This is a genomic window from Pseudomonas sp. VD-NE ins, assembly GCF_031882575.1.
Lineage (GTDB): Bacteria > Pseudomonadota > Gammaproteobacteria > Pseudomonadales > Pseudomonadaceae > Aquipseudomonas > Aquipseudomonas fluorescens_BZ.
Genome location: NZ_CP134772.1, coordinates 5,029,105 through 5,052,551, shown reverse-complemented (window position 1 = coordinate 5,052,551; position 23,447 = coordinate 5,029,105). Strand labels below are relative to the sequence as shown.

General features: G+C 59.0%; 25 protein-coding genes. 14 read left to right on the top strand and 11 right to left on the bottom strand.

Annotation, left to right across the window (positions count from 1 at the left end):
* Window positions 1–77: 77 nt before the first annotated feature.
* A complete protein-coding gene (locus tag RMV17_RS22550) occupies window positions 78–518 on the bottom strand; it encodes a PACE efflux transporter (protein ID WP_034153370.1) in 441 nt (146 codons plus the stop codon).
* A gap of 121 nt (window positions 519–639) precedes the next feature.
* On the opposite strand from RMV17_RS22550, the gene RMV17_RS22545 reads away from it, so the two are divergent.
* Window positions 640–1,512, top strand: coding sequence for a LysR family transcriptional regulator (locus RMV17_RS22545; protein WP_108225485.1), 873 nt, complete (start codon window positions 640–642; stop codon window positions 1,510–1,512).
* A 121-nt stretch (window positions 1,513–1,633) separates the two neighbouring features.
* Here RMV17_RS22545 and RMV17_RS22540 read toward each other — a convergent pair whose 3' ends face one another.
* Window positions 1,634–2,665: a LacI family DNA-binding transcriptional regulator gene (locus RMV17_RS22540; RefSeq protein WP_016983674.1), complete on the bottom strand. Its 1,032-nt coding sequence runs from the start codon at window positions 2,663–2,665 to the stop codon at window positions 1,634–1,636.
* Window positions 2,666–2,880: 215 nt separating this feature from the next.
* Between RMV17_RS22540 and RMV17_RS22535 the strand changes: the two genes are divergently transcribed.
* Together RMV17_RS22535 and RMV17_RS22530 are read left to right on the top strand one after the other, a co-directional pair.
* The gene (locus RMV17_RS22535; protein WP_034153368.1) at window positions 2,881–3,414 is read left to right on the top strand and encodes a gluconokinase; all 534 of its coding nucleotides are present in this window, start codon (window positions 2,881–2,883) and stop codon (window positions 3,412–3,414) included.
* 82 nt (window positions 3,415–3,496) lie between these two features.
* A complete protein-coding gene (locus RMV17_RS22530; RefSeq protein WP_099756982.1) occupies window positions 3,497–4,852 on the top strand; it encodes a GntP family permease in 1,356 nt (451 codons plus the stop codon).
* A gap of 180 nt (window positions 4,853–5,032) precedes the next feature.
* On the opposite strand, the gene alaC is transcribed toward RMV17_RS22530, so the two are convergent.
* Window positions 5,033–6,250 (bottom strand): alanine transaminase, encoded by a 1,218-nt coding sequence (gene alaC / locus RMV17_RS22525; RefSeq protein WP_095121254.1) that lies wholly within the window; start codon window positions 6,248–6,250, stop codon window positions 5,033–5,035.
* Window positions 6,251–6,389: 139 nt separating this feature from the next.
* Here alaC and RMV17_RS22520 point away from each other — a divergent pair, with 139 nt between their 5' ends.
* The 3 genes from RMV17_RS22520 (at window position 6,390) to RMV17_RS22510 (ending at window position 8,415) form a co-directional block, all read left to right on the top strand.
* On the top strand, window positions 6,390–7,052 hold the full coding sequence (locus tag RMV17_RS22520; RefSeq protein ID WP_311882642.1) for a LysE family translocator: 663 nt from the start codon (window positions 6,390–6,392) through the stop codon (window positions 7,050–7,052).
* A gap of 68 nt (window positions 7,053–7,120) precedes the next feature.
* Entirely contained in the window at window positions 7,121–7,615 is a 495-nt protein-coding gene (locus RMV17_RS22515) for a GyrI-like domain-containing protein (protein ID WP_311882641.1), read from the top strand.
* Window positions 7,616–7,926: 311 nt separating this feature from the next.
* The gene (locus RMV17_RS22510) at window positions 7,927–8,415 is read left to right on the top strand and encodes a GNAT family N-acetyltransferase (protein ID WP_108225481.1); all 489 of its coding nucleotides are present in this window, start codon (window positions 7,927–7,929) and stop codon (window positions 8,413–8,415) included.
* A 136-nt stretch (window positions 8,416–8,551) separates the two neighbouring features.
* Here the strand turns inward: RMV17_RS22510 and RMV17_RS22505 are convergent, their stop codons facing one another.
* Together RMV17_RS22505 and RMV17_RS22500 are read right to left on the bottom strand one after the other, a co-directional pair.
* Window positions 8,552–9,157 carry a pyridoxamine 5'-phosphate oxidase family protein gene (locus RMV17_RS22505; RefSeq protein WP_311882640.1) on the bottom strand — a complete coding sequence of 202 codons (606 nt, stop codon included), beginning with the start codon at window positions 9,155–9,157 and terminating at the stop codon, window positions 8,552–8,554.
* Window positions 9,158–9,175: 18 nt separating this feature from the next.
* The gene (locus tag RMV17_RS22500) at window positions 9,176–9,661 is read right to left on the bottom strand and encodes a GNAT family N-acetyltransferase (protein WP_034153362.1); all 486 of its coding nucleotides are present in this window, start codon (window positions 9,659–9,661) and stop codon (window positions 9,176–9,178) included.
* Between the two features lie 141 nt (window positions 9,662–9,802).
* Between RMV17_RS22500 and RMV17_RS22495 the strand changes: the two genes are divergently transcribed.
* From RMV17_RS22495 to RMV17_RS22485, 3 genes are read left to right on the top strand one after another with little or no spacing between them, the layout of a single operon-like run.
* Window positions 9,803–10,228, top strand: a complete 426-nt coding sequence (locus RMV17_RS22495) for a nuclear transport factor 2 family protein (RefSeq protein WP_034153361.1) — start codon at window positions 9,803–9,805, stop codon at window positions 10,226–10,228.
* A 40-nt stretch (window positions 10,229–10,268) separates the two neighbouring features.
* Complete coding sequence (locus tag RMV17_RS22490) at window positions 10,269–10,613, top strand: YciI family protein (protein WP_034153360.1); 345 nt, start codon at window positions 10,269–10,271, stop codon at window positions 10,611–10,613.
* A complete protein-coding gene (locus RMV17_RS22485) occupies window positions 10,606–11,847 on the top strand; it encodes an RNA polymerase sigma factor (RefSeq protein WP_311882639.1) in 1,242 nt (413 codons plus the stop codon). Before RMV17_RS22490 ends, RMV17_RS22485 begins: the two co-directional genes overlap by 8 nt.
* Before the next feature lie 417 nt (window positions 11,848–12,264).
* On the opposite strand, the gene RMV17_RS22480 is transcribed toward RMV17_RS22485, so the two are convergent.
* On the bottom strand, window positions 12,265–13,119 hold the full coding sequence (locus RMV17_RS22480) for a LysR family transcriptional regulator (RefSeq protein ID WP_034153358.1): 855 nt from the start codon (window positions 13,117–13,119) through the stop codon (window positions 12,265–12,267).
* A gap of 89 nt (window positions 13,120–13,208) precedes the next feature.
* On the opposite strand from RMV17_RS22480, the gene RMV17_RS22475 reads away from it, so the two are divergent.
* A complete protein-coding gene (locus RMV17_RS22475; RefSeq protein WP_034153357.1) occupies window positions 13,209–13,646 on the top strand; it encodes a multidrug/biocide efflux PACE transporter in 438 nt (145 codons plus the stop codon).
* A gap of 147 nt (window positions 13,647–13,793) precedes the next feature.
* Here the strand turns inward: RMV17_RS22475 and RMV17_RS22470 are convergent, their stop codons facing one another.
* Window positions 13,794–14,552, bottom strand: a complete 759-nt coding sequence (locus RMV17_RS22470; protein ID WP_311882638.1) for an SDR family oxidoreductase — start codon at window positions 14,550–14,552, stop codon at window positions 13,794–13,796.
* A gap of 119 nt (window positions 14,553–14,671) precedes the next feature.
* Between RMV17_RS22470 and RMV17_RS22465 the strand changes: the two genes are divergently transcribed.
* Window positions 14,672–15,568 carry a LysR family transcriptional regulator gene (locus RMV17_RS22465; protein WP_212621247.1) on the top strand — a complete coding sequence of 299 codons (897 nt, stop codon included), beginning with the start codon at window positions 14,672–14,674 and terminating at the stop codon, window positions 15,566–15,568.
* A gap of 133 nt (window positions 15,569–15,701) precedes the next feature.
* Here RMV17_RS22465 and RMV17_RS22460 read toward each other — a convergent pair whose 3' ends face one another.
* Window positions 15,702–17,315 carry an inorganic phosphate transporter gene (locus RMV17_RS22460; RefSeq protein ID WP_108225475.1) on the bottom strand — a complete coding sequence of 538 codons (1,614 nt, stop codon included), beginning with the start codon at window positions 17,313–17,315 and terminating at the stop codon, window positions 15,702–15,704.
* 250 nt (window positions 17,316–17,565) lie between these two features.
* The gene (locus RMV17_RS22455) at window positions 17,566–18,588 is read right to left on the bottom strand and encodes a transporter (protein WP_108225474.1); all 1,023 of its coding nucleotides are present in this window, start codon (window positions 18,586–18,588) and stop codon (window positions 17,566–17,568) included.
* A gap of 276 nt (window positions 18,589–18,864) precedes the next feature.
* Here RMV17_RS22455 and RMV17_RS22450 point away from each other — a divergent pair, with 276 nt between their 5' ends.
* Window positions 18,865–20,487 carry a methyl-accepting chemotaxis protein gene (locus RMV17_RS22450; RefSeq protein WP_311882637.1) on the top strand — a complete coding sequence of 541 codons (1,623 nt, stop codon included), beginning with the start codon at window positions 18,865–18,867 and terminating at the stop codon, window positions 20,485–20,487.
* Window positions 20,488–20,597: 110 nt separating this feature from the next.
* Window positions 20,598–21,044 (top strand): hypothetical protein, encoded by a 447-nt coding sequence (locus RMV17_RS22445; RefSeq protein WP_311882636.1) that lies wholly within the window; start codon window positions 20,598–20,600, stop codon window positions 21,042–21,044.
* A gap of 256 nt (window positions 21,045–21,300) precedes the next feature.
* On the opposite strand, the gene RMV17_RS22440 is transcribed toward RMV17_RS22445, so the two are convergent.
* Together RMV17_RS22440 and RMV17_RS22435 are read right to left on the bottom strand one after the other, a co-directional pair.
* The gene (locus RMV17_RS22440; protein ID WP_108227134.1) at window positions 21,301–21,606 is read right to left on the bottom strand and encodes a PepSY domain-containing protein; all 306 of its coding nucleotides are present in this window, start codon (window positions 21,604–21,606) and stop codon (window positions 21,301–21,303) included.
* Window positions 21,607–21,767: 161 nt separating this feature from the next.
* Window positions 21,768–22,895 (bottom strand): glycerophosphodiester phosphodiesterase, encoded by a 1,128-nt coding sequence (locus tag RMV17_RS22435; protein WP_311882635.1) that lies wholly within the window; start codon window positions 22,893–22,895, stop codon window positions 21,768–21,770.
* A 221-nt stretch (window positions 22,896–23,116) separates the two neighbouring features.
* On the opposite strand from RMV17_RS22435, the gene RMV17_RS22430 reads away from it, so the two are divergent.
* On the top strand, window positions 23,117–23,443 hold the full coding sequence (locus RMV17_RS22430) for a DUF2025 family protein (protein WP_311882634.1): 327 nt from the start codon (window positions 23,117–23,119) through the stop codon (window positions 23,441–23,443).
* The last annotated feature ends 4 nt before the right edge of the window (window positions 23,444–23,447 follow it).

The window sequence follows — 23,447 nt, the reverse complement described above, 5'->3', positions numbered from 1 at the left end:
TTCACGGATTGTGAATATCGGCGGTTTACACAGATAAACCGCTGAATTCTCGCAATATCTGCTTACGAATTAACGATTTATGCCGCAGCCGCCGAATCCGGCAATGCCGATGCAGGCAGTCCGAAGATCCGGTCGAACAGCCAGTTGAAGGCGAACGTGTAGCACGGGATGAAAATGATCAACGCCAGATCGAGCAGAAACGCCTGTACCAAGCTGATGTTCATCCACCACGCGATCAACGGAATCAGGAACACGATCAGCGTCAGTTGAAAGCCGACGGCGTGAGCAATGCGTCGTTTTACCGTGCGGGTGCGCGATTGCTGGCGGCTTTCCCAGTGCTCGAACAACGAGGTGTAGATGAAATTCCAGGTCACGGCGATGGTGGTGATGATCACCGCCAATGGCCCGGTGCTGCCCGGTGAGGTGCCGGACAACAGCGCCAGACCGAGGGCGGAGAAGGTCATGCCGATCACTTCGTAGAGCGATACGTAGACCAGTTTGCGTTTGACGCCTTGCATGGGGATTGCCTCTTTCTTGCGACTTTTGGGCCAGTGGGACTGGCGAAGGCGGCGAAAGATAGCTTCAATAGAGCTGACAGAAAAAGTCAGCTACTTTCAGTTTTGTTGATAGGTGTGTGAAGTGAATTTCAACAGCGACAGCATCGAGCTGTTTCTTGCCGTAATTGAACGCGGCTCGTTTTCGGCGGCGGCACGGGCATTAGGTCGGGTGCCTTCCGCCGTCAGCATGAGCATTGGCAACCTTGAAGCCGAACTGGGTTATCTGCTCTTCGACCGCAGCCATCGCGAACCGCAACCGACGCCGATGGCACTGTCGCTGGTGCCTCACGCGCGACTGATCGCCGAACAGCTCAAGCAACTGCAAGTGCATGCCGTGGAATTGTCGCTGGGGCTGGAGAGCAAGTTGTCGATTGGCGTGGTCGCGGACATCGACCGGCGGCGCTTGCTGGCGGCGATCAAGGTGATCGCCGAGCTCCATCCATTGCTCGATATCGAAGTGCTCACTGCACCGCAGGATGACGTGCTGGCGATGCTGCACAGCGGCCGGGTCAGCGTGTGTCTGGCGTTCGCCGGGTTGAGCATGAACGTGCTGGAGCGATTTCAGTTTGTCGGCAACGAACGGATGATCGCCACGCTGGCGGCGGACAGTCCGCTGTTGCAGGGGCAGGATGTGTTTCTTGAAGACCTGGTGCATGTGCGACAGATCATCGTCGCCAGCCGGGACTTACCGATCAGTGAGACGCGACCGTTGGTGGCGGAGTCGTATTGGCGTACCGACAGCCTTGAAACAGCGATGGAAATGGTCGAGGCGGGATTGGGTTGGGGCAATTTTCCGCTGTCGGTGGTGCAGGCGCGGATTGAGTCCGGGCGGCTGAAACGCCTGAATTTCCGCAACATCGAAAACGGTCTGGTGATGCCGGTGCATGCGGTGTGGCTCAAGAGCCAGCCATTGCAGAAGGGCGCGCATGCCCTCGTCGAATTGTTGGGCAGTTGATCGTTCCCACGCTCTGCGTGGGAATGCAGCCCGGGACGCTCTGCGTCCCATCAAAAGCCGAACGCGGAGCGTCCGTTGAGGCATTCCCACGCAGAGCGTGGGAACGATCGGTTACCTGTTGTCAGGTACTTTCGCGAATCTTCAGTTCAAAGCCCATGTCTTCAACAGGACGCGCCACGCTGTTACCGGCCATCAATGTCAGCATCTGCTCCGCCGCGCGCCGGCCGATCGCTTCGCGCGGGGTGTTGATGCTGCTCAAGCGCGGCACCATGTGCTCGGACATCGGCAAATCGTTGAAGCCCAAAATCGCCACCTGCTCGGGAATCTTGATGCCGTGACGCAGCGCTTCCAGCAACGCACCCTGCGCCAGGTCGTCGTTACCAAAGAAGATCGCATCAACATCCGGATGCGCCGCGAGCAATTGCATAAACAGTTCCCCGCCCAAGCCTACCGATGAAGAGCGAGGCGTCAGCACTTCGAGGTCCGGGTCATAACGCCCGGCCTTCTGCAGCGCTTTGCGAAAACCCTCACCGCGCAACAACGTGCGCTGATCAAGTTGCGCACCGATGTAAGCCAGACGCTTGCGCCCTCGCGAAAGCAAATGTTCGGCCGCCGTTTCACCGGCACTCAGTTGCGAGAAACCCACGCAGTTCACCCCGGCCGCACTGTCCAGTTCCATCATGTACACGCAGGGAATGTTGCTCGCCTCGATCATCCGCCGCGAACTTTCCGTGCGATCAAACCCGGTCAACAAGAAACCGCGCGGCTGATAGGCCATGTAGTTGCGCAGCAGGTTTTCTTCTTCATCGCGTGAATAGTGGAAGTTGCCGATCAGCACTTCAAAGCCTTTGGGCGTGAGCACCCGATGAATGGCTTCCAGCGTGTCGATGAACAATAAGTTGGACAGCGAAGGCACTAAGACCACGACCGAATGGCTCTGCGCCGAGGCCAACGCACGGGCAGCAGGGTTCACTACGTAGTTGAGTTCACTGGCTGCTTTCTGCACTTTTTCCACCAGTTCGGTGGCGACCGTGCTGACCCCACGCAAGGCGCGAGAGGCGGTAATCGGACTGACACCGGCCAGGCGGGCAACTTCATTCAGGGTGGGACGGCCGGTGGTGCGGGTATTTTTATCGTTTTTAGGGGTGGTCATCGACGGCTTGCCAAACAAAAATCAAGGCACTAAGGTAGCGCTGTCCTGATGCAGCTGTAAATGCGTAAGCGAGGTCCTGCCTGATCTTCGCTTTTTGGCGTTGGGAACAAACCTGCTGCAACCCAAAAAAACGACAAGAAGGCGTCGGCAACTTCTGCCTGTGCACTAGAGTCATAGCTAGCAAAGGTAGCGCTGTCTGCGCGCTGAGGTGTTATATGAGTCATCCCATCACCGCCCTGGTCATCATGGGCGTTGCCGGTTGCGGCAAGACGTGCGTCAGCGAGGCCCTGTGCCAATTGAGCGGCGCCACTGCCATTGAAGGCGATACTTTCCATCCGGCCGCGAACATCGAAAAGATGAGCGCGGGGATCCCCCTGAACGACGACGACCGTGCCGGCTGGCTCGACAGCCTGTGCGATGAACTGCGTCGCGTCGACGCGCTGGGCAAACGCCCGGTGCTGACCTGCTCGGCCCTTAAACTCAGTTATCGCGAAGTGTTGCGCAGTGCCTTGCCGGGCCTGGGTTTCGTGTTTCTTGAATTGACCCCTGAAGTTGCCGCTGAACGTGTGTCCCATCGTCCGGGCCACTTCATGCCGGCCACGTTGATCGAAAGCCAGTTCGCCACCCTCGAATCGCCGAAGGGCGAGCCGTTGACCCTGGCGTTGAATGCTTCGATCCACAGCGTTGAAGAACTGGCGTCCCAGGCTCACGTCTGGTGGCAGGCCCACGGTCTGAAACAGGCGGTATGAGTGTGTTGAAAGAGATAGCGCTGTCCTCACGACTTCTGTTTAACCCGCTTTAATAACAACAACAATCCAGGAGACACCCCCAATGTTTGGCATGTCCCACGACGCCTACCTGCTGCTCGATGCAGTGGTCACGGTAATCGGCCTGATTATCCTGATCACCAAATTCAAGATTCACCCATTTATCTCCCTGACCATCGCCGCCGCGTTCCTCGGCCTGACGTCGGGCATGCCGATCGGCACCATCATCAAGGCGTTCCAGGACGGCTTCGGCGGCGTGCTCGGTTTTGTCGGCATCATCCTTGCGCTGGGCACCATGCTCGGCAAAATGATGGCCGAGTCGGGCGGGGCGGATCAGATCGCCCAGACCCTGATCCGGGCGTTCGGCAAAGACAAAGTCCAGTGGGCAATGATGTTCGCCGCATTCCTGGTGGGCATTCCGCTGTTCTTCGAAATCGGCTTCGTGCTGCTGATTCCGTTGGTGTTCATCGTTGCGCGCCGCACCGGTGTGTCGATCATCAAGATCGGTATCCCGCTGCTCGCCGGCCTGTCCGCCGTGCACGGTCTGGTGCCACCGCACCCGGGGCCGCTGCTGGCCATCGGTGTGTTCGGCGCTGACATCGGCAAGACCATTCTTTATGGTCTGATCGTTGCGCTGCCGACGGCAATCATTGCCGGTCCTATCTTCGGTACGTTCATCGCCAAGCACATTCCGGGTCACCCGAATCAGGAACTGGTCGATCAACTGGCCCGCGAAAATGACGACTCGGCCAAGCTGCCGAGCTTCACCATCACCCTGATCACCGTGCTGCTGCCGGTGTTCCTGATGCTGCTGAAAACCTTCGCTGATGTGGCGCTGCCGGACGGTCACTTCTTCCGCACCTGGATGGACATGATCGGTCACCCGATCTCCGCACTGCTGCTGGCCTTGCTGCTGTCGCTGTACACCTTCGGGCACAAGCAGGGCATCGGTTCGCAACAGATGCTTAAGTGGCTGGATGCGAGCCTGGCGCCAACCGCCGCGATCATCCTGATCATCGGTGCTGGTGGTGGCTTCAAGCAGATGCTGGTGACCAGCGGCGTGGGCGACGTGATCGGCCACATGGCGGTCAGCGCACAGATCTCGCCGATCCTGCTGGCGTGGCTGGTGGCGGCGGTGATTCGTATCGCGACCGGTTCGGCAACTGTGGCGACCATCACGGGCGCCGGCATTGTTGTGCCGGTGGTGGGGATGATTCCGGGCGTTAACCGTGAGTTGCTGGTGCTGGCTACCGGCGCCGGTTCGTTGATCCTGTCCCACGTTAACGACGCCGGTTTCTGGCTGGTGAAGCAGTACTTCAACATGACCGTGGCCGAGACGTTCAAGACCTGGACAGCGATGGAAACCATCCTCTCCATCGTCGCGTTGGGCTTTATCCTGCTGTTGTCGCTGTTCGTTTAAGCAGCTTCTTGCAGACACAAAAAAACCGCAGCGATGCGGTTTTTTTTGTGGGTGGATTTCGTGGTTCACCCAAAACCAATGTGGGAGCGAGCCTGCTCGCGAAGAGGCCATGTCAGCCAGCCAATATGCTGACTGACATACCGCTTTCGCGAGCAGGCTCGCTCCCACAGGGGATAGGTGTCAGGCGGAAGTTTTTGGACTCAGACCATCCGCCCGGAACATCCCGCGAATCCCGCGCACCGCCTGACGAATCCGGTCCTGGTTTTCGATCAGCGCAAAGCGCACGTGATCGTCGCCGTACTCACCAAACCCCACCCCCGGCGAGACACAAACTTTAGCCTCGGCCAGCAGTTTCTTGGCGAATTCCAGCGAACCCAGATGCGCGTACTGCTCAGGAATCTTCGCCCAGACATACATCGAAGCCTTTGGATTCTCGACCATCCAGCCCAGCTCATGCAGGCCTTTGACCAGCACATTACGACGCTGGCGATACTGCTCGGCGATGTCGCGCACGCATTGCTGATCGCCTTCCAGCGCAGCGATCGCCGCCACTTGCAGCGGGGTAAACGTGCCGTAGTCGTGGTAGCTCTTGATCCGTGCCAGCGCGTTGACCAGTTCCGGGTTGCCGACCATGAAACCGATGCGCCAGCCGGCCATGTTGTAGCTCTTCGACAGGGTAAAAAACTCCACCGCAATGTCCTTGGCGCCCGGCACTTGCATGATCGACGGGGCTTTCCAGCCGTCGTAGACGATGTCGGCGTACGCCAGATCGTGAATCACCAGCACGTCGTACTGCTTGGCGAGGGCGATCACCCGCTCGAAGAAATCCAGCTCCACGCACTGCGCGGTCGGGTTCGACGGGAAGCCGAGGATCATCATTTTCGGCTTCGGGATCGAACCGCGAATCGCCCGTTCCAGTTCATCGAAGAAGTCCACGCCCGGCACCAGCGGCACCGAACGCACCTGGGCGCCGGCAATCACCGCACCGTAGATGTGAATCGGGTAGCTCGGATTCGGCACCAGCACGGTGTCGCCTTGGTCCAGGGTCGCCAGCATCAAATGCGCCAGGCCTTCCTTGGAACCGATGGTGACAATCGCTTCGCTTTCCGGGTCGATATCGACCGCGTAGCGATCCTTGTACCAGTTGGAAATCGCCCGGCGCAGGCGCGGAATACCCTTGGATGTGGAATAACCGTGGGTGTCTTCGCGTTGGGCAACTTGCACGAGTTTTTCGACAATGTGCGGCGGCGTGGCGCCGTCGGGGTTGCCCATGCTCAAGTCGATGATGTCTTCACCACGACGCCGCGCGGCCATTTTCAGCTCGGCGGTGATGTTGAAAACGTAAGGGGGGAGTCGATCTATGCGCGCAAAGCGGCGCGGCGAACCTTGTTCGGCCATTGTTGCCTCGGATAACGTAAGCGCCCGGAACCGTCCGAGCGACGCTGGTCACTGCGGTGACCTGTGGCGGAAGATAAGGTCAGTGATGGCATACTGTCCAGCCCGTTTGTAAACAATTTTGTCCCAAGGAAATCGGTAGATGGAATTCACCAGCGGCTTCTTGCTGAGCCTTTCGCTGTGCCTGGATATCGGCGTGGCCAACATCGCAATGATCACGCTGGCGATGCAGCGCGGTTACTTTCAGGGCTTTGCCCTCGGCCTCGGCACCTGTGTCGGCGACCTGATTTATGCGGTGCTGGCGCTGGCCGGGATGACGGTTCTGTTGCAGTACGAGACCGTGCGCTGGGTGTTGTGGATTGGTGGTTCGGCGCTGCTGATCTACTTCGCGGCGAAGATGATTTACTCGGCGATCCATCACGAAGCACTGCTGGCCGAGACGGCGGAGGTTGGGCACAACTCCCATCGCAAGGAGTTTTTCCGGGGGATTTTTCTGGCAATGTCGTCGCCGAGTGCGATTCTCTGGTTTGCCGCGGTTGGCGGTACGTTGATCGCCCGTTCCGGTGGCGGCGGTCCGGTGAGTTCGGCGCTGTTCCTTGGCGGTTTCCTTTGCGCCGGGCTGCTCTGGTCGGCGGGTTTGTGCTTCGCTGCGAGCCACGGTGGAAAGCTGCTGGGTGACAAGCTGTTGCGCTATTCCTACATGGCATCTGCAGCGATCTTCTGCTATTTCGCGGTGTACGTGATCGTATCCGGCTACAACGAATTTGTCGGTTCTGGCGCCGTCGAGCAGTTGCACGCGCTGTAAGCGTGCGAATTGGGTCGGGCTTTCTATACTCCCAGCCGAACCCCTTTTTTTGTTCCAGGAGTCGAGTCATGGATGAGCAAACACGCGTCGAAGTGGCTGAACCTCGCTTCGAACATGGACACTTCCTGCTGATTGCAGGTTTTCGTGGTCGATTTACCCAAGACACAGCAAAAGACATCCCGGCGCTGTGGGAAAAGTTCTTGCCGCACCTGGGAAAGATCCCGGGGCAAAAGAACGAAGTGACCTACGGGGTCTGCAGCAATTTCGATGGCAAGGGTGGCTTCGATTACATCGCCGGGGTGGAAATCAGCAAGCTCGATGACCTCGATCAGAAGGTGTACCAGTGGGTCGAAGTGCTGCCTCGCCAGTACGCAGTGTTCGAGCACAAAGGACCGCTCGAGCAATTGCCACAAACCCTGCAATACATCTACAAGACCTGGTTGCCAACCTCCCACTACGTAGAGCTCAACGCCCCGGAGCTGGAGCGTTACAGCGCCGACTTCAATCCGAAACTGAACACCGGCAAACTGGAAATCTGCGTGCCGGTTGATACCAAGGCCTGAGCCAACAAACCTGAGGCGGATCAGTGATCCGCCTCATGCTTTCAACGCTGTTTACGCCGCGTGCGCAGCAGGTCGACCGCCAGCGTGATGAAGCCGAAAGTACTGATGCCCAACACCATCAACAGACCGATCTGAACACTGCTCATTAGTTGTTTCCCCCACGGGTGATCAGAGACATACCTGAGAAATAGCCCGCCCCGAATCTGAAGAAAAGCGCTTATACGCAGGCTTTACGCCGCCCGTGCGCATCGATATGCAGACCTTATTCCTTTATGCTTTCGGCACTTTCTTCTGCTGATTTCCGAGCTGCCATGAACACCGTCATCCGCAATGTCACCGCCGCCGATCTGGACCGCTGCTACGCCATCGAAACCGTCGCCTATGAAGGTGACGAAGCGGCTACTCGCGAGAAGATCGCCACGCGCATCGCCACCTGGCCGGAAGGTTTTATCGTTGCCGAGGTGGATGGTGAGGTCGCAGGCTTCGTCAACTCCGGCGCGGCGTTTGATGTGCAGATGTCCGACGAGGCGTTCAAGGAGTTGATCGGCCACGACCCGAAGGGGCCGAACGTGGTGATCATGTCGGTGGTGGTGCACCCGGATTATCAGGGGCAGGGCTTGGCCAAGCGTTTGATGGCCGAGTTCATCGAGCGTATGCGCGGGATGGATAAGGCGACCATTCATTTGATGTGCAAAGAAATACACATCCCGCTGTATGCCGGGTTTGGCTTTGCCTACATCAAACCGTCGGAGTCGGATCACGGCGGCATGGCGTGGCACGAGATGATCCTGACCCTCTGACCCAGCACTGATCAAAACTGTGGGAGCGAGCCTGCTCGCGAAGAGGCCGTGTCAGCCAACCAATTTGTTGACTGATATGACGCTTTCGCGAGCAGGCTCGCTCCCACAGGTTGTTGTGGCGTTTGAAAATCCGCGTTTAGTAGAGGGTGTCGTTTACTCTTTTTGGCGCTTCGCGGTCGTAGGTTTCGGCATCGAACTCGCCATCGTTCAGGCGCTTGTGGAAGGCGCCGGCAGAGGGCAGGGCCGAGCGCGGCAGATGCGTTTCAGGATTCCACGCATCCGAACGGACGAAGGCTTTCGAGCAATGGAAGAACGCCGCTTCTACCGTCACCAGCAACACGGTCTTCGCCGGTTTGCCATTCACCGCAAAACTCTCCAGCAAGGCCGGTTCATCGCTGATCACCGCCGTACCATTAACCCGCAGCGTCTCGCCAATCCCCGGAATGATGAACAGCAGCGACACACGCGAATCCTGCAGCACATTGCGCAAGGTATCGATGCGGTTGTTGCCCGGGCGATCCGGCAGGGCCAGCGTGTGTTCATCAATGATCCGCACAAATCCGGGCTGGTCCCCACGCGGCGAATTATCCAGGCCATCGGCGCCCACCGAGCTGACAATCACCAGCGGCGAGACCCGCACCATCGCCTGATAATCCTCGTTGAGAAAACCGATCTGCTTGCGCACCGCGCGCTCGTGGGGCAGTCCGTAAATCGCTTCCAGCGCTGCGATTGAATCGATCATCCTTGTTCTCCCACTCACTTAGAAAAACAGCCCCATGCGCCGTTCGTAACCGATCCGGCCCTTGTACGCTTCGCCGCTGTCGACATAGCCGTGTTTGGCATACAGCGCGATGGCTGCGTCGTTATCCGCGTCCACCGACAATTCCAGCCCCTTGATCTCCGGCCAGGCCTGACGCGCGACTTCGGGCAACGCTTGCAGGCAGGCCTTGCCGTAACCCTTGCCCTGGGCGCGGCGATCGACCTGCAACGCATGCAAGGTGGCGCTGTGTTCATCGGCCCAGGCTGGCAACACCGGCGGGCGTTTGAGCAGCAGAAACGCCACCGGCACTTCATCCGCCAGCAGGGCAAAACCTTTTACGCCCGGGCCGGGTTTCGACAGGAGGGTGTGCAAGGCACCATGAATGTCGCCGGAAAACTTGATCTGCTCGGCATGGATTTCAATCGCCTCGACTTGCTCACGCTGCAAGGCGTTAAGGCTGTCGTACGGTACGAGTTGGGCTGACACGGGAATTTCCTTTTTCCTACAAAGATGAGCCTCGGATTCTAGCGATTTTGGCCTCAGTGGAAATTTTTTGTTTCGACTGTCGATCTGCCTGTTCGCCGAACGACTAAAGGTGTCTTCACAACAAAAACCACGGTGAACACCATGAGCGCACAAACCGAGATCCAGACCCTGATCAACACCTACCGCGAAGCCGTCATGAAAAAGGACGTGGAGAAAGTCATGGCGTTGTACGCCGACGACATCGTCTCCTTCGACGCGATCAAGGCGCTGCAATTCAAGGGCAAACCCGCCTACCGCGCGCACTGGGTCGAATGCATGGAAATGTGCCCCGGCCCGCACATTTTCGAGTTCCACGAAATTGCCATCGAAAGCGCCGACAACATCGCCTTCGCCCACTGGGTAGCCAATTGCGGCGGCACCAATGACAAAGGCGAAACCCAGAGCTGCTGGATGCGCGTCACCGCTTGCTACCGGCAGGTCGGCGGGGCGTGGAAAATCGCCCATGAACACTGGTCGGCGCCGTTCGATCCGATGAGCGGCGCGACCCTGTTCGATGTGACCCCCTGATCTTCAGCCATAGTTGAACCGTCCGCTTCAGGAGAACGCCATGAAGTATTTATGCCTGGTCTACAGCGATGAACATCTGCTGCATTCGTCGCCCGACAGCCCGGAGGATGCCGAGTGCTGGGCCTACGCCGAGTCGATTCAGGGCAGCGGGCGGATGGTTGCCGCCGAAGCGCTGGAGTCGGTGCAGACCGCCACCACGGTGCGTATGCGCAACGGCAAACTGTCGATTACCGATGGCCCGTTCGCCGAAACCAAGGAGCAACTGGCCGGCTTCTATCTGATCGACGCCAAGGATCTCAACGAAGCAATCCAGGTCGCCGGCAACATTCCGGCGGCGCGGGTTGGGAGTGTTGAAGTGCGCCCGGTGCGGCAGTTGAATGTCTGAGGTTCGGGCGCGGGTCGAGCAGGTCTATCGCGAAGACTCGCGACGGATTCTGGCGACGCTGATTCGTCTGCTCGGTGATTTCGACCTCGCCGAAGAAGCCTTGCACGAGGCGTTCTTCGTCGCGGTCGAGCGCTGGCAACGCGACGGCGTGCCCGACAACCCGCGCACTTGGCTGGTGTCCACCGGGCGCTTCAAGGCGATTGATGTATTGCGCCGCCGCGCTCGGTTCAAGGCCTCGCAGCCATTGTTGTTGGCGCAACTGGAAGAACTGGAACAGGCCGACTGGAGCGGTGAAGACGTGGAAGATGATCGCCTGCGGCTGATCTTCACCTGCTGCCACCCGGCGCTGGCGGCGGATGCACAAGTGCCGCTGACCTTGCGCGAAGTCTGCGACCTGACCACCGAGGAAATCGCCCGCGCCTTTCTCTCCGCGCCAGCGGCGATAGCCCAGCGCATCGTGCGGGCGAAAGCCAAGATCCGTGACGCGAAAATCCCTTATCAAGTACCGAGCCTGAACGAATTGCCCGAACGACTCGACAGTGTGTTGCGGGTGATTTATCTGGTGTTCAACGAAGGGTATTCGGCGTCGGGTGGGGCCGAGGTGACCCGTGAGGATCTGACCCGCGAGGCGATCAGGTTGGGGCGACTGTTGATGGAGTTGCTGCCAGAACCGGAGGTGATGGGGCTGTTGGCGATGATGTTGTTGCACGAATCGCGACGCTCGGCGCGCACCTCGCCGGACGGTGAATTGGTCTTGCTCGACGATCAGGATCGATCATTGTGGGACAGCCAATTGATCGCTGAGGGTTGTGCGCTGGTCGAGCGCGCGCTGACCACGCGGCGGTTTGGACCGTATTGTTTGCAGGCGGCGATTGCGGCGGTTCATGCTGAGGCACCGTCGGCGGCGGAGACGGATTGGGAGCAGATCGTTGGCTTGTATGACGTACTGCTGCGCGCGGTGCCTTCGCCGGTGATCGAGCTGAACCGGGCGGTGGCGGTGGCCAAGCGCGATGGCGTGTTGGCCGGGTTGAATCTGATTGAAGGGATTTTGGCGCGGGGCGAGTTGCAGGATTACCACTTGGCGCATTCGGCGCGGGCGGAGTTTTGTCGGCAGTTGGGCAGGGTGGAAGAGGCGAGGGCGGCGTATCTGCGCGCCTTGGAGTTGACCCGACAAGAGCCGGAGCGGCGGTTTATTGAAGGGCGGCTCATGGCGCTGGAATTGCCCTCACCCTAGCCCTCTCCCAGGGGGAGAGGGGACCGATTGGGGGATATTGGAGAATTCACCGACTTGAACGACCGGCTTTGAATCCAGAATCGACCCAGTCTGGTCGAGGTACGGTCGCAATGAAATCCATAATCGACCCAATCTGGTTGGGGTTTAAGGTCGCAGTGAATCCATAATCGACTCGGTCTTTCAGGTCGATGTCTGACGCAAGACACCTCGGTCAGCTCCCTCTCCCTCCGGGAGAGGGCTGGGGTGATGGGCTTTTGAGCTCATATCCAATGAATCCATAATCGACTCGGTCTCTCAGGTCGATGTCTGACGCAAGACACCTCGGTCAGCTCCCTCTCCCTCCGGGCGGTCCGACGTTTCGGGAGGGCTGGGGTGAGGGGCTTTTGACTTCAGGCTTGCCAGCGATCAGCAGCGCCGCTATTCCAGCATCTTGCTGAGCAACCAACTCCCCGCCGGCCCCGGTGGATAAAGCCGCGACCACAAGGCATCAACAAACACCGGTTTCGGCCACCCACGCACCTTCAACTCCACCAGCAAATCATTGCCAAAGCGCTGCGCCAGCCAACGCGGCAATGGCGCCCAGCCAAAACCTTTCTCGGCCATTTCCAGCAACATCAGATAACTCGGTGCCGACCACACCCGACCTTTGCCGCGACTGTCGTAAGGATTGACGATGGTCGCCAGACGCAATTCGCGATGCTGCTCGAGGATCTGCTGATCAATGCGATCAAGCTTGGCCAGCGGGTGGTCGCGATTGACGAACAATGCGATTTCCGTGCGTTCGGCCACCGTCGACGTCGCCAGATCCGGCGGATAGTTTTCTTGCATCTCCGCGAAGGCCAGATGAGCACGACCACGCTGCACCAGTTCGATCAGGTCATCACATTCGGCAATCAAACATTCCAGCTCCAGATCCGGATAACGCTGCTCAAACCCGACCAACGCCGCTTCAAACCGGTCCGATTGATAAGTGTCGGAAATCGCCACGGTCAACTTCGGCTCGACGCCTTGGGACAACTGTCGCGCGGTCATTTCCAGGCGACTGCTGGCCGCCAGAATCGCCTCGGCGCGTTGCAGCATCACATGCCCGGCCGGGGTCAGGGTCGGTTTGCGGCTGCTGCGATCAAACAGCACCAGGTCCAGATCAATCTCAAGGCTGGCCACCGCCGCGCTGATAGTCGACTGGCTGCGCCCGAGCTTGCGCGCCGCTGCCGAAAACGAACCTTGGGTGGCAGCCTGGACGAAAGCCAGCAGCACTTCCTGCGAAATCATCAACTATCGCCTTGATCGATGGTTATTGGTTATGAAGTATCGATGCGAGCATAGATCATGGCAACCATCTTCACTCAAGGACTCAGGCCATGACTGCCCACAAATCCATCACTGAACGTATTTTCCAGGCCGTTGGTTTCGAACTGCTGGCCATCCTGATCTGCACCCCGTTGCTGGCGTGGATCATGCAGAAACCGATGCTTGAAATGGGCGCAGTGACGGTGCTGATCGCGCTGTTGGCGCTCGCTTGGAACGTGGTGTTCAACCGTTTCTTCGACCGTCTGCTGGAACGCCTGAACGTTGCGCACAACGCCTGGGTACGGGTGGTGCACGCGCTGCTGTTCGAGGGTGGTTTGATCGTGATGGGCGTGCCGCTGATTGCCTGGTGGCTGTCGGTCAGCCTGTGGCAGGCGTTTTTGCTCGACATCGGCGTGTTGCTGTTTTTCCTGCCGTACACCTACGTGTATCACTGGGGTTATGACGTGGTGCGTGAGCGCTTTATGACCCGCAACGCCTGTCAGAACTAACCTCGATCCCCGTGTAGGAGCTGCCGAAGGCTCGGGCCGCGATCGGACGATCTTTTGATTTTGATTTTTAACAGCAAGATCAAAAGATCGTCCGATCGCGGCCCGAGCCTGCGGCAGCTCCTACAAGGGAAGGTGTTTCAGCGTTGATTAAAGGAACATGCCGCCAGAGGCTTCAACCCGTTGACCATTGATCCACTGCGCCCCCGGCGACAGCAACAACGCCAATGCCCCGCCAATGTCATCCGGCTGACCGGCGCGCCCCAGCGCAGTGTTGTCGGCGACCATCGCATTCACCGCCGCATTGTCGCGCACGGTACCGCCACCAAAGTCGGTTTCAATCGCACCGGGCGCCAGGGTATTCACGGCAATTTGCCGCGCACCCAGTTCTTTCGCCTGATAGCGGGTCAGCACTTCGATCGCGCCTTTCATTGCTGCATAGGCGCTGGCGCCGGGGATCGTGAAACGCGCGAGGCCGCTGGAGATGTTGATGATCCGACCACCGTCGTTAATCAGCGGCAGCAGTTGCTGAGTCAGAAAGAACGGCCCTTTCAAATGCACGTTCATCAGCATGTCGAATTGCTCCACGCTGGTCTCGGCGAAGCTGACATGCAGGCCGACCCCGGCATTGTTGATCAGGAAATCAAAACGCTGGCGCTCGAAGGTTTGCGCCAAGGCTTGCTCGACCTGCCCGGCGAATTGAGAAAAGCTTTCGCTGCGGCCAACATCGAGTTGCAGCATCACGGCTTTGCCGCCAAGTGCTTGCACTTCTTTCACCAGCGCTTGAGCTTCATCAGCACGGCTGTGGTAAGTGCCGATGATGTCGATGCCTTGAGCGGCGAGGTGCAGAGCGGCGTTCTTGCCCAGGCCACGGCTGGCGCCGGTGATCAATGCGATTTTACGATTCATGGAAGCTTCCTCGATGCGGTGAGTGGTGATGGGACTCAGTTTATTTATCCGCCCTGAGGTGATAAACAGAGTGAATCCGGAATCACTGATCGGCTCAGCCGAACAATCAAAGGCCCGCCATGAACAAACTGGAACTGCTGCGTACTTTCGTGCGGGTCAGCGAACTGTCGAGTTTTACCCTCGCCGGGGAAAATCTCGGACTGCCGCGATCAACCGTGTCCGAGCATGTGCAGGCGCTGGAGGCGTTACTCGGCACGCGTCTGCTGCAACGCACCACACGCAAGGTACAGGCGACACAGGACGGTCTGGTGCTGTACGAACGCAGCAAGGATCTGCTCTCGCACATGGATGAGATCGAGGGCTTGTTCCGCCAGGATGAGGCGTCGCTGACCGGGCGCATTCGTGTCGACCTGCCGAACATTCTCGCGCGGCGCCTGATCATGCCGCGCCTGCCGCAGTTCATGGATCGGCACCCGAATCTGGAGCTGGAAATCAGCAGCACCGACCGCCGCGTCGACCTGCTCAGCGAAGGCTTCGATTGCGTGGTGAGGATTGGCGCGCAACCGGATCAATCAGTGGTCGCGCGACACCTCGGTGACTTTCCCATGGTCAACTGCGCCAGCCCCGCGTACCTCGCGCGCTATGGCGTGCCGCAGACGCTGGAGGACCTAGCGCAGCATCGGCTGGTGCATTACGTGGGCGTACTCGGTTCGCGTTCGGAAGGCTTTGTGTATGAGGAGGGCGGTCAGGTTAAGCGCTTGCCGATGGCTGGCAGCATTACGGTCAACAGCACTGACGCTTACGAGTCGGCGTGCCTCGGAGGCTTCGGTCTTACTCAGGTGCCGCGCACCGGCATGCAGCCGCATCTGGAAAACGGTGAACTGGTGACCGTGCTGCCGCAATTCACCGCGCCGGCGATGGGGATTTCATTGTTGTACGCGCGGCAGCGGCATTTGCCGTTGCGGGTGAGGGTGTTTATGGACTGGCTGGGCGATCTGATTCGCTCCGCGCTCTAACCAACACCACAAATCCAAATGTAGGAGCTGCCGGAGGCTGCGATCTTTTGATTTTGCTTTTTAAAAACAAGATCAAAAGATCGTCCGATCGCGGCCCGAGCCTTCGGCAGCTCCTACAGGGGAGTTGTGCGGATCAGAAGATCTGGGTGAACAGCCAATAGAGGCTGCCTGACAGCAGGATCGCCGCCGGTAGCGTCAGCACCCACGCCATCAACAGATTACGGATGGTCTTCATCTGCAACCCGCCACCGTTGGCGACCATGGTCCCGGCCACACCGGATGACAACACATGCGTGGTCGACACCGGCAAACCAAACATGTCCGCCGCGCCAATGGTCAGCATCGCCACGGTTTCCGCCGATGCACCCTGCGCATAGGTCAGGTGGGTCTTGCCGATCTTCTCACCCACCGTCACCACAATCCGCTTCCAGCCGACCATGGTGCCCAGCCCGAGCGCGATGGCCACGGCGATCTTCACCCACAGCGGAATAAACCGCGTGGCGTTGTCGATCTGTTGCTTGAACAGTTGCAGCTTGCTGCTGGTGTCAGCGTCGAAATTGCCGACCTTGTTCTTGTCCATCAGGCGAATGCTTTCGCTGGCCAGGTACATGTCGTTACGGACGTTGCCCATGGCTTCGGCCGGGACTTTTGCCAGCGAGCCGTAGCCCCTGACTTCTTCGCCAATGTGCCCGGTGAGGGCGGCGAGGGCGGGAATCAGTTGTGGCGTGGCGTCCTTGCTGCGCACGTAATCGGAGAGCACCGCACGCGGATCGGCCGGCGTCGGCAGCGGTGCACTTTTCACCAGCGCTTGCTGGGTGACTTGCGCCACGGCGGCAAACTGCAACGACTGTTCTTCCGGCATGGTGCGGTTCAAGGCATAGGCCATCGGCAAGGTGCCGACCAGAATCAACATGATCAGGCCCATGCCTTTCTGGCCGTCGTTGGAGCCGTGAGCGAAGGACACGCCGGTGCAGGTCAGAATCAGCAAACCGCGAATCCACCATGGCGGCGGCGTGTTGCCTTCCGGCGCTTTATACAGCGAACGATTCTTCACGAACGCCCGCAGTGCCAACAGCAACAGCGCCGCACAACCGAAACCCACCAGCGGCGACAGCAGCAAGGCGTAACCGATTTTGGTCGCCTGCGCCCAGTCGACACCGCTGGTGCCGTCGCGGCCGTGCATCAAGGCATTGGCCACACCGACGCCGATGATCGAACCGATCAAGGTGTGCGACGACGAGGCCGGCAAGCCCAACCACCAGGTGCCGAGGTTCCACAGGATCGCCGCGATCAGCAGGGCGAAAATCATCGAGAAGCCGGCAGACGAACCGACCTGCAGAATCAGCTCCACCGGCAGCAACGCAATGATGCCGAACGCCACCGCGCCACTCGAAAGCAGCACACCGAGAAAGTTGAAGAACCCCGACCAGACCACCGCGACATTCGGTGGCAGCGAGTGGGTGTAGATCACCGTCGCGACGGCGTTGGCGGTGTCATGGAAACCGTTAACGAACTCAAAGCCCAGGGCAATCAGCAGCGCCACTCCGAGCAGCAGGAACGGCGTCCACGTGGTGACCACCGTGCCGAGTTCGTGCATGTCGTGCATCAGGCTGTAAGCGGTGAACAGCATTCCCATCGCCAGCACGGCGAAAAAGATCACGTAGGTAAACGGGCCGGTTTTCTTGTCGAGGGCCGGCCTGCCGCTGGCGGCGGACGCGGGGCTGGCGGTCAGGGAGGGAGTAGCCATGAGCGGACAATCCTGAGCGAGGGAAGGAATGTCGCCCATGATCGTTGCAGAATGTTACAGAGAGACTGCGCCATGTCAGTGTTTGGGCTGATTAATCCCGCCGTCGGTCTTAAGGCCGATGAGGTCCCCTGTGGGAGCGAGCCTGCTCGCGAAGACGGAGTGTCAGTCACCATCATTGTTGAATGACAGATCGCTTTCGCGAGCAGGCTCGCTCCCACAGGGGATCTGTGCTGGACATAAGGTTCGGTGGTCAATAATCCCCGCGCTTGCGAAACGCCCAACGCCCGGCAATCACGGTAAACGTCGCCACCAGCGCGACCAATATCCAGAACCCTTGTGGATCCTGCGACAACGGCACGCCACCCACATTCATCCCGAAAAAACCGGCAATGATGTTGATCGGCAGCGCCAGCACCGTGACCACCGTCAGGGTGAACAGCGTGCGGTTGCTCTGTTCGTTGAGGTTGGCGGCGATCTCTTCCTGGAGCAATTTGATCCGCTCACCGAGGGCAGTGAGGTCGTTGATGATCAGCGCAAACTCCTCGGTGGATTTGCGCAGTTCCTTGACGTCCTCCTTCTGCAACCACGGCGGCGGCCGGTTAAGCAGACGCAGCAGCGATCCGGGTTCCAGCGCCAGCAGCCGTTGCAAACGCACCAGCACCCGACGATTGGCACCGAGTTCGGCGCGGTTGGTCGACAGTCGCGAGGAAAGCAATTCGTCCTCGACCTGATCGACGCTCAGGCTGGTCTTGCGCACGATCTGCGTCAGCACTTCGCCTTGATCACGGAGCAGGTGCACCAGCAGTTCCGAGGGCGAACGAAAGCGCTCGCCGGCCTTCACCGACGAACGCAATTTGTCCACCGAGTGCAGCGGTTGCAAGCGCGCGCTGACGATCAGTTTGCTGCGCACACAAACCCACAGCGTCGACACATCCGAGGAGACCATGCTGCTGAGGTTGAACACCACATCGTTGACCACCGCCAGCAACGCCGAGTCGACATGCTCAATGCGCGTCGAACGCGAGCCTTCGTGCAGCGCCTCGAAAAATTCTTCGGGCAATTGCAGATGACTTTTCATCCAGCGCTCGCACGCCGCATGCGCCAGATTGAGGTGCAGCCAAAGAAATTCGCCACTGTCGCTGTCGTCCTGCAAACAGCGCAACGCCGTGGCCGAGTCGACCTCGCGGCCCCGTTCGCCGGGCAGGAAGCGATAGCCGTAGAGCAGGCCAAACAGATCAGGATCGCGATGACTGATATCGAGGCTGTGGTTCATGAAGGCTCGCTGCGAGGAGGGTGCGTCGGTGCGCAAATGGCAGGTTCACTGAGCCGCATCATCGCAATGTCACATGACATTTATGTGACAGCAAAGTGACGTCAAATCAGCGACTTACCGGTGGTCGGATTCTCTTCAAGAAGCGCTCTGGTGCGCCGATCACGCTTAGGTTACGTTGCGCGCGCTTGGCCATGAGCCAAGGCTCGCCGACATGGATGTCCGGCAAACTTTCACGCCTTACCGGGCGTGCCTCATCCTTGTCCTGAGTATCTTTCGATGCTGCAAAAATCCTTGAGAGCGCAAATTCTCGCCCTGCTGAGCGGCAGCCTGCTGGCGATGCTGTTGATTGCGCTGGCGTGTTTTCATTTCCTGTCCAACGGCGTGCAAAGCTACAGCCAGTTGATCGCCGGTCCCTTGCACACCTCGCAATTGATCGACGAAGCCAACCTGCAATTCAAGGTGCAGGTGCAGGAGTGGAAAAACGTTCTGCTGCGCGGCAAACAACCGGCGGACCTGGCCAAATACTGGAGCCAGTTCGAAGATCGCCAGCGCGATGTGCAAAACATCCTCGGAGAACTGGCCAGCCAGAAAGGCCTCGAGCCGAGCCTGAAAAGCCGCATCGAACGTTTGCGTGATGAGCATCGTCAACTCGGTTCCGCCTATCAGAAGGGCCGCGATGCCTACGTGGCGGCTGGTGGCGATCCAACGGCAGGTGACGCCGCGGTCAAAGGCGTTGACCGCGCCACCAGCGATCAGATGAGCGAACTGGTCAGCGAGTTGCGCAAGCAAGGGACAGAGCAGTCGGCGCTGATCAGTGCCGAGGCCGATCGTACGGTGTTGTTCGGTCTGCTGGTGATGCTCGCGTCGGGCCTGTTGATCGGCCTGCTCAGCCTGTGGCTGGTCAACCGCAACCTGGTCGAACCGATCCGCAAACTGATCGATTACGTCACGCAGTTGAGTCGCGGCAAACTGGCCGAGCGTGTGGTCAGCGACCGTCAGGATGAACTGGGCAATCTTGCCGCCGCTGCCAACACCCTGCGCGATTTCCTCGCCGACACCTTCACCCGTTTGCAACGCAGCGCCAGTGATCTGGACAGCGCCAGCGGTGAGTTGAATGCGATCGCCACGACCATGGCCGGCGGCACCAACGAGCAGTTCAATCGCACCGACCAAGTGGCCACGGCGATGAACGAAATGTCCGCCACCGCCCAGGAAGTGGCGCGTCACGCCGCAGACGCCGCGCGTGCGGCTGACGATGCCGATCAGTCTGCGCAGCAGGGTGAAAAGGTCATGCAGAGCACCATCCACTCGATCACCCAGATGCGCGGTGAAATCGCCAATACCGCCTCGGTGATTCGTCGTCTCGAAGCCGACAGCGGCCGTATCGGCAAAGTGCTGGAAGTGATTCGCGGCATCGCCGAACAGACCAACCTGCTGGCGCTCAATGCTGCGATCGAGGCGGCGCGGGCTGGTGAGGCCGGGCGTGGTTTTGCCGTGGTCGCCGATGAAGTGCGTAATCTCGCGCAGCGCACCGCCGAGTCGATTATCGAGATCAACCAAATCATTCAGAGCGTGCAGACCGGTGCGGTGGACGCCGCACAAGCCATCGACAGCGGCCAGACGCGCAGTGATGAAAGCGTTGAGCAAGTGACCCAGGCGGGCGCGATGCTGGAGCGCATCACGCACGCCGTGGAAGCGATCCGCGACATGAACCGTCAGATCGCTACTGCTGCGGAAGAGCAGACCTCGGTGGCCGAAGACATCTCGCGCAACCTCACCGAGATCACCTCGATCGCCAGCACCAACCTCGACAACGTGCAGCGCACCGAAAGCGCCAGCCAGAACCTGCATGGTCTGTCCGGGCAACTGAACGAAGTCACTGCGCGCCTGAGCGCCTGACGCAATTGACTGTGTACCGGTTCGGATACCGAGTCGGTACACAGTCGATCTCAAATTGAGGCGGCCGTGGTCGATGACCGGTTATCTATAACCGGCATTGGAGCCTTTCCATGGTCAGCATCACTTCTGTTTCGATCAATCAGACCGTCAGCGCACCGACCAGCAAAACGTCGATCAGTGACGTTGGTGACGACACGTCTACTACCGCAACCGCCAGCACGGGTGCGACTGCCGATACCGGTAAAGTCGCCGCCGGTGGTGGTGCCGCTCCGGCGGGTGACAGCGGTTCCGGCAGCAGTGAAGAATCGGATTCGGTGAAGGAACTGCGCAAGCAGATTGCCGAGTTGCAGAAGCAATTGCAGGAAGAACAGCAGGCATTGCAAGCGGCACAGGCGAAGCAGGAAAAATCTGATGCGAAGGTCGCCGAGGTCGCTGCCGCACAGGCGCAGATCACCGCTACCTCGGCTTCTCTGTCAACCGCCACAGCCTCGCTGTTGCAGGCGTTGCAGGATTCCGACAGCAGCACTTCCGGTTCGCTGGTCAGCACCTCGGCGTGATGCCTTTTCCCCTCACCCTAGCCCTCTCCCAGAGGGAGAGGGGACTGACCGTGGTGACTATTTGAGGTACGCCGACCTGAAATATCGAGGCGCGCTCAGGACTTGAATAGCCCCCGATCGGCTCCCTTTCCCCCTCGCCCCCCTGGGGGAGAGGGCTGGGGTGAGGGGGAGAAAATCTCACTGACAACCAATTAAAAAGCCGAACACAAAAAAGCCGCACGATCTCTCAATCGTGCGGCTTTCTTTATGCTCGGTATCAAGTGTCTTGCTTGTTGCTCAACACCTTGCCAGTGGTCGCATCAAAGTCCACATCGAACTCTTTACCGTCAGCCGTCTTCAGCTCAACTTCGTACTCATAACCATTGAAGTGGTTATCCAGGTCAGTGTCAGTAATAGTCGCACCCGGATGCAGTTTCAGCGCTTCGGCGTTCATCGACTCCAGCGGCTTGATCTTGCCCGACTTAACCAGTTCAGGAATCTGGTCGACGCGAACATCAGCCTGGGCCAGGCCAGCGGTAAGAGTCAGGGCAGCGGCGGTAAACAGAGCAGTCAAAGTTTTCATCGGTTCGTTCCTTGGGGTGATTCGTTTAAGTGGCCTCAGGTTAACCGCCACAACTTAACTTACCCTTAAAACGCCAACCCCAAACAAAACGGGCAAGCCATGCACCTGCACAGAACCTGTGGGAGCGTGGCTGCCCGCGATGAAGGCGCCTCGATTTCAGATCAGAAACCGTTGTTCTTCAACACCTGATCAACACTGCCGGCCGCCGGGCGTTTGTAGAATTTCAACAGCTCGCTGGCGCGGTTGGTGAAGATGCCGTCGACACCGGCCGCCATGACTTTCTCGAAGTCCACCGGCTCGTCGACGGTGTAGACGTGCACCAGCAGGCCTTGATCGTGGGTGTATTTATTCATCCACGGTTGCACCAGATCCGAATAGCTCTGGTCGCCGCCCTTGGTCAGCTTCGCCGACGGACCGGTACCGATGGCACCTTGCGACTTCGCGTAGTCCACCCATTGCTTGAATTCAGCTTCAGACTTCGGCTCTTGTTTGCCGTAAAAAACGTTTTTGTCTTTCTCGCCGGATTCGGCAAACGTCACTTTCGATTTCGGCTCGATGCTGCCTTCGCCCACCCACAACAGAAGGATTTTCGGCACCTGCGGCATTTCTTTTTCCAGCAGTTCGAGGCTGTTTTTCTCGAACGTTTGCAGGATCACCTTGCCTTTGCCCTGACCCACGCCCAATGCGCTTTTCGCCAGTTTCGAACCGGCCGGGCTCAGCCAGCCTCGATCCTGCAATTTCTCTTTCAGGTCTTTCTCGATCCCGGGAAACAGCTGCGGCTCTTTGGTCTCGATGTACAGGCCCGGTTTGTGTTGCGGGTTGGCCTGGGCGATGTCGATGATTTCATCGAGGGTCAGAATTTTCAGCCCGGCGTAGGACGGGCGAGCGCGATCCGGGTACTTGGCGTTAAACCAGCTACCGGCATCGAGGGTTTTCAGTTCGGCCATGGTGAACGCGGTGGCCGAACTGTCTTTACGCTCCGGAAACCTGGTGGCGACGTCGGTAGTGCGTTGCAGATTGTCGTCGTGCAGGGCGAACAGCACGCCGTCCTTGCTGCGCTGCAAGTCCATTTCCAGGTAATCGGCGCCCAGATCGCGAGCCAGTTTGTAGGAGGCAGCGGTGGATTCCGGTGCATCGAAAGACGCGCCACGGTGAGCGATAACCGCTGGGTGCGGGATGCCGTTGGCGGCAGCGATCGCTTTCGGATCGGTTTGGCTGGCAGCGTGTGCCTGACCAAGACCGAGCAGCAGGCTCAGGACCAGAGCGCTTTTGGTGAAAGTGGCGGGCATGTTCGAGTTCCTTTCGCAGGGCATTTTCAAAGACGTACCTTTTAACAACTGAATCGATTGCGTGCTATCGCAGGACCGACATAAACGTATTAAAAGCGATTTTTCCTGCACTTTTGTGGCGCGGTTTGCAGTACGCTTGCCCACGGCAGACGTCACGGTAGAGGGCGCGCCGCTCCGTTGCCCTGCGTGTAAACCATCGATCATTTTTCGTGAGGTTTACCATGCGCATCACCTCCCAACTCATCTGCCAGGCTGCCGACGATCTCAAGGGTTTTGTCGGCCTCAACCGCAAGACCGGTCAGTACATCGTCAGATTTAGCGAAGATTCGTTCGGCATGGACGTGGCCGATGACGGCATTATTCCTGTGAACGAATTCGTCTGGGCGCCGGCGACAGCGCAGACCATGACGCTTAAACGCGAGTTGATTCAGTTGCTACTGGATCAGAATATTGATGACCGGATCAACATCACCGAGCCGTTGCGCGTTTATATGAGCAAGGTCGAGGTGCCGGAGATTGTCGCGTTGCGGAGTCTGGTGCGCGGCTGAGATT

Coding starts and splice junctions, on each gene's coding strand:
- RMV17_RS22550 (WP_034153370.1), bottom strand. CDS start 518: ATGCAAGGCGTCAAACGCAAACTGGTCTACGTATCGCTCTACGAAGTG.
- RMV17_RS22540 (WP_016983674.1), bottom strand. CDS start 2,665: ATGACCACCCCTAAAAACGATAAAAATACCCGCACCACCGGCCGTCCC.
- RMV17_RS22535 (WP_034153368.1), top strand. CDS start 2,881: ATGAGTCATCCCATCACCGCCCTGGTCATCATGGGCGTTGCCGGTTGC.
- RMV17_RS22530 (WP_099756982.1), top strand. CDS start 3,497: ATGTTTGGCATGTCCCACGACGCCTACCTGCTGCTCGATGCAGTGGTC.
- alaC (WP_095121254.1), bottom strand. CDS start 6,250: ATGGCCGAACAAGGTTCGCCGCGCCGCTTTGCGCGCATAGATCGACTC.
- RMV17_RS22520 (WP_311882642.1), top strand. CDS start 6,390: ATGGAATTCACCAGCGGCTTCTTGCTGAGCCTTTCGCTGTGCCTGGAT.
- RMV17_RS22515 (WP_311882641.1), top strand. CDS start 7,121: ATGGATGAGCAAACACGCGTCGAAGTGGCTGAACCTCGCTTCGAACAT.
- RMV17_RS22510 (WP_108225481.1), top strand. CDS start 7,927: ATGAACACCGTCATCCGCAATGTCACCGCCGCCGATCTGGACCGCTGC.
- RMV17_RS22505 (WP_311882640.1), bottom strand. CDS start 9,157: ATGATCGATTCAATCGCAGCGCTGGAAGCGATTTACGGACTGCCCCAC.
- RMV17_RS22495 (WP_034153361.1), top strand. CDS start 9,803: ATGAGCGCACAAACCGAGATCCAGACCCTGATCAACACCTACCGCGAA.
- RMV17_RS22490 (WP_034153360.1), top strand. CDS start 10,269: ATGAAGTATTTATGCCTGGTCTACAGCGATGAACATCTGCTGCATTCG.
- RMV17_RS22485 (WP_311882639.1), top strand. CDS start 10,606: ATGTCTGAGGTTCGGGCGCGGGTCGAGCAGGTCTATCGCGAAGACTCG.
- RMV17_RS22480 (WP_034153358.1), bottom strand. CDS start 13,119: ATGATTTCGCAGGAAGTGCTGCTGGCTTTCGTCCAGGCTGCCACCCAA.
- RMV17_RS22475 (WP_034153357.1), top strand. CDS start 13,209: ATGACTGCCCACAAATCCATCACTGAACGTATTTTCCAGGCCGTTGGT.
- RMV17_RS22470 (WP_311882638.1), bottom strand. CDS start 14,552: ATGAATCGTAAAATCGCATTGATCACCGGCGCCAGCCGTGGCCTGGGC.
- RMV17_RS22465 (WP_212621247.1), top strand. CDS start 14,672: ATGAACAAACTGGAACTGCTGCGTACTTTCGTGCGGGTCAGCGAACTG.
- RMV17_RS22460 (WP_108225475.1), bottom strand. CDS start 17,315: ATGGCTACTCCCTCCCTGACCGCCAGCCCCGCGTCCGCCGCCAGCGGC.
- RMV17_RS22455 (WP_108225474.1), bottom strand. CDS start 18,588: ATGAACCACAGCCTCGATATCAGTCATCGCGATCCTGATCTGTTTGGC.
- RMV17_RS22450 (WP_311882637.1), top strand. CDS start 18,865: ATGCTGCAAAAATCCTTGAGAGCGCAAATTCTCGCCCTGCTGAGCGGC.
- RMV17_RS22445 (WP_311882636.1), top strand. CDS start 20,598: ATGGTCAGCATCACTTCTGTTTCGATCAATCAGACCGTCAGCGCACCG.
- RMV17_RS22440 (WP_108227134.1), bottom strand. CDS start 21,606: ATGAAAACTTTGACTGCTCTGTTTACCGCCGCTGCCCTGACTCTTACC.
- RMV17_RS22435 (WP_311882635.1), bottom strand. CDS start 22,895: ATGCCCGCCACTTTCACCAAAAGCGCTCTGGTCCTGAGCCTGCTGCTC.
- RMV17_RS22430 (WP_311882634.1), top strand. CDS start 23,117: ATGCGCATCACCTCCCAACTCATCTGCCAGGCTGCCGACGATCTCAAG.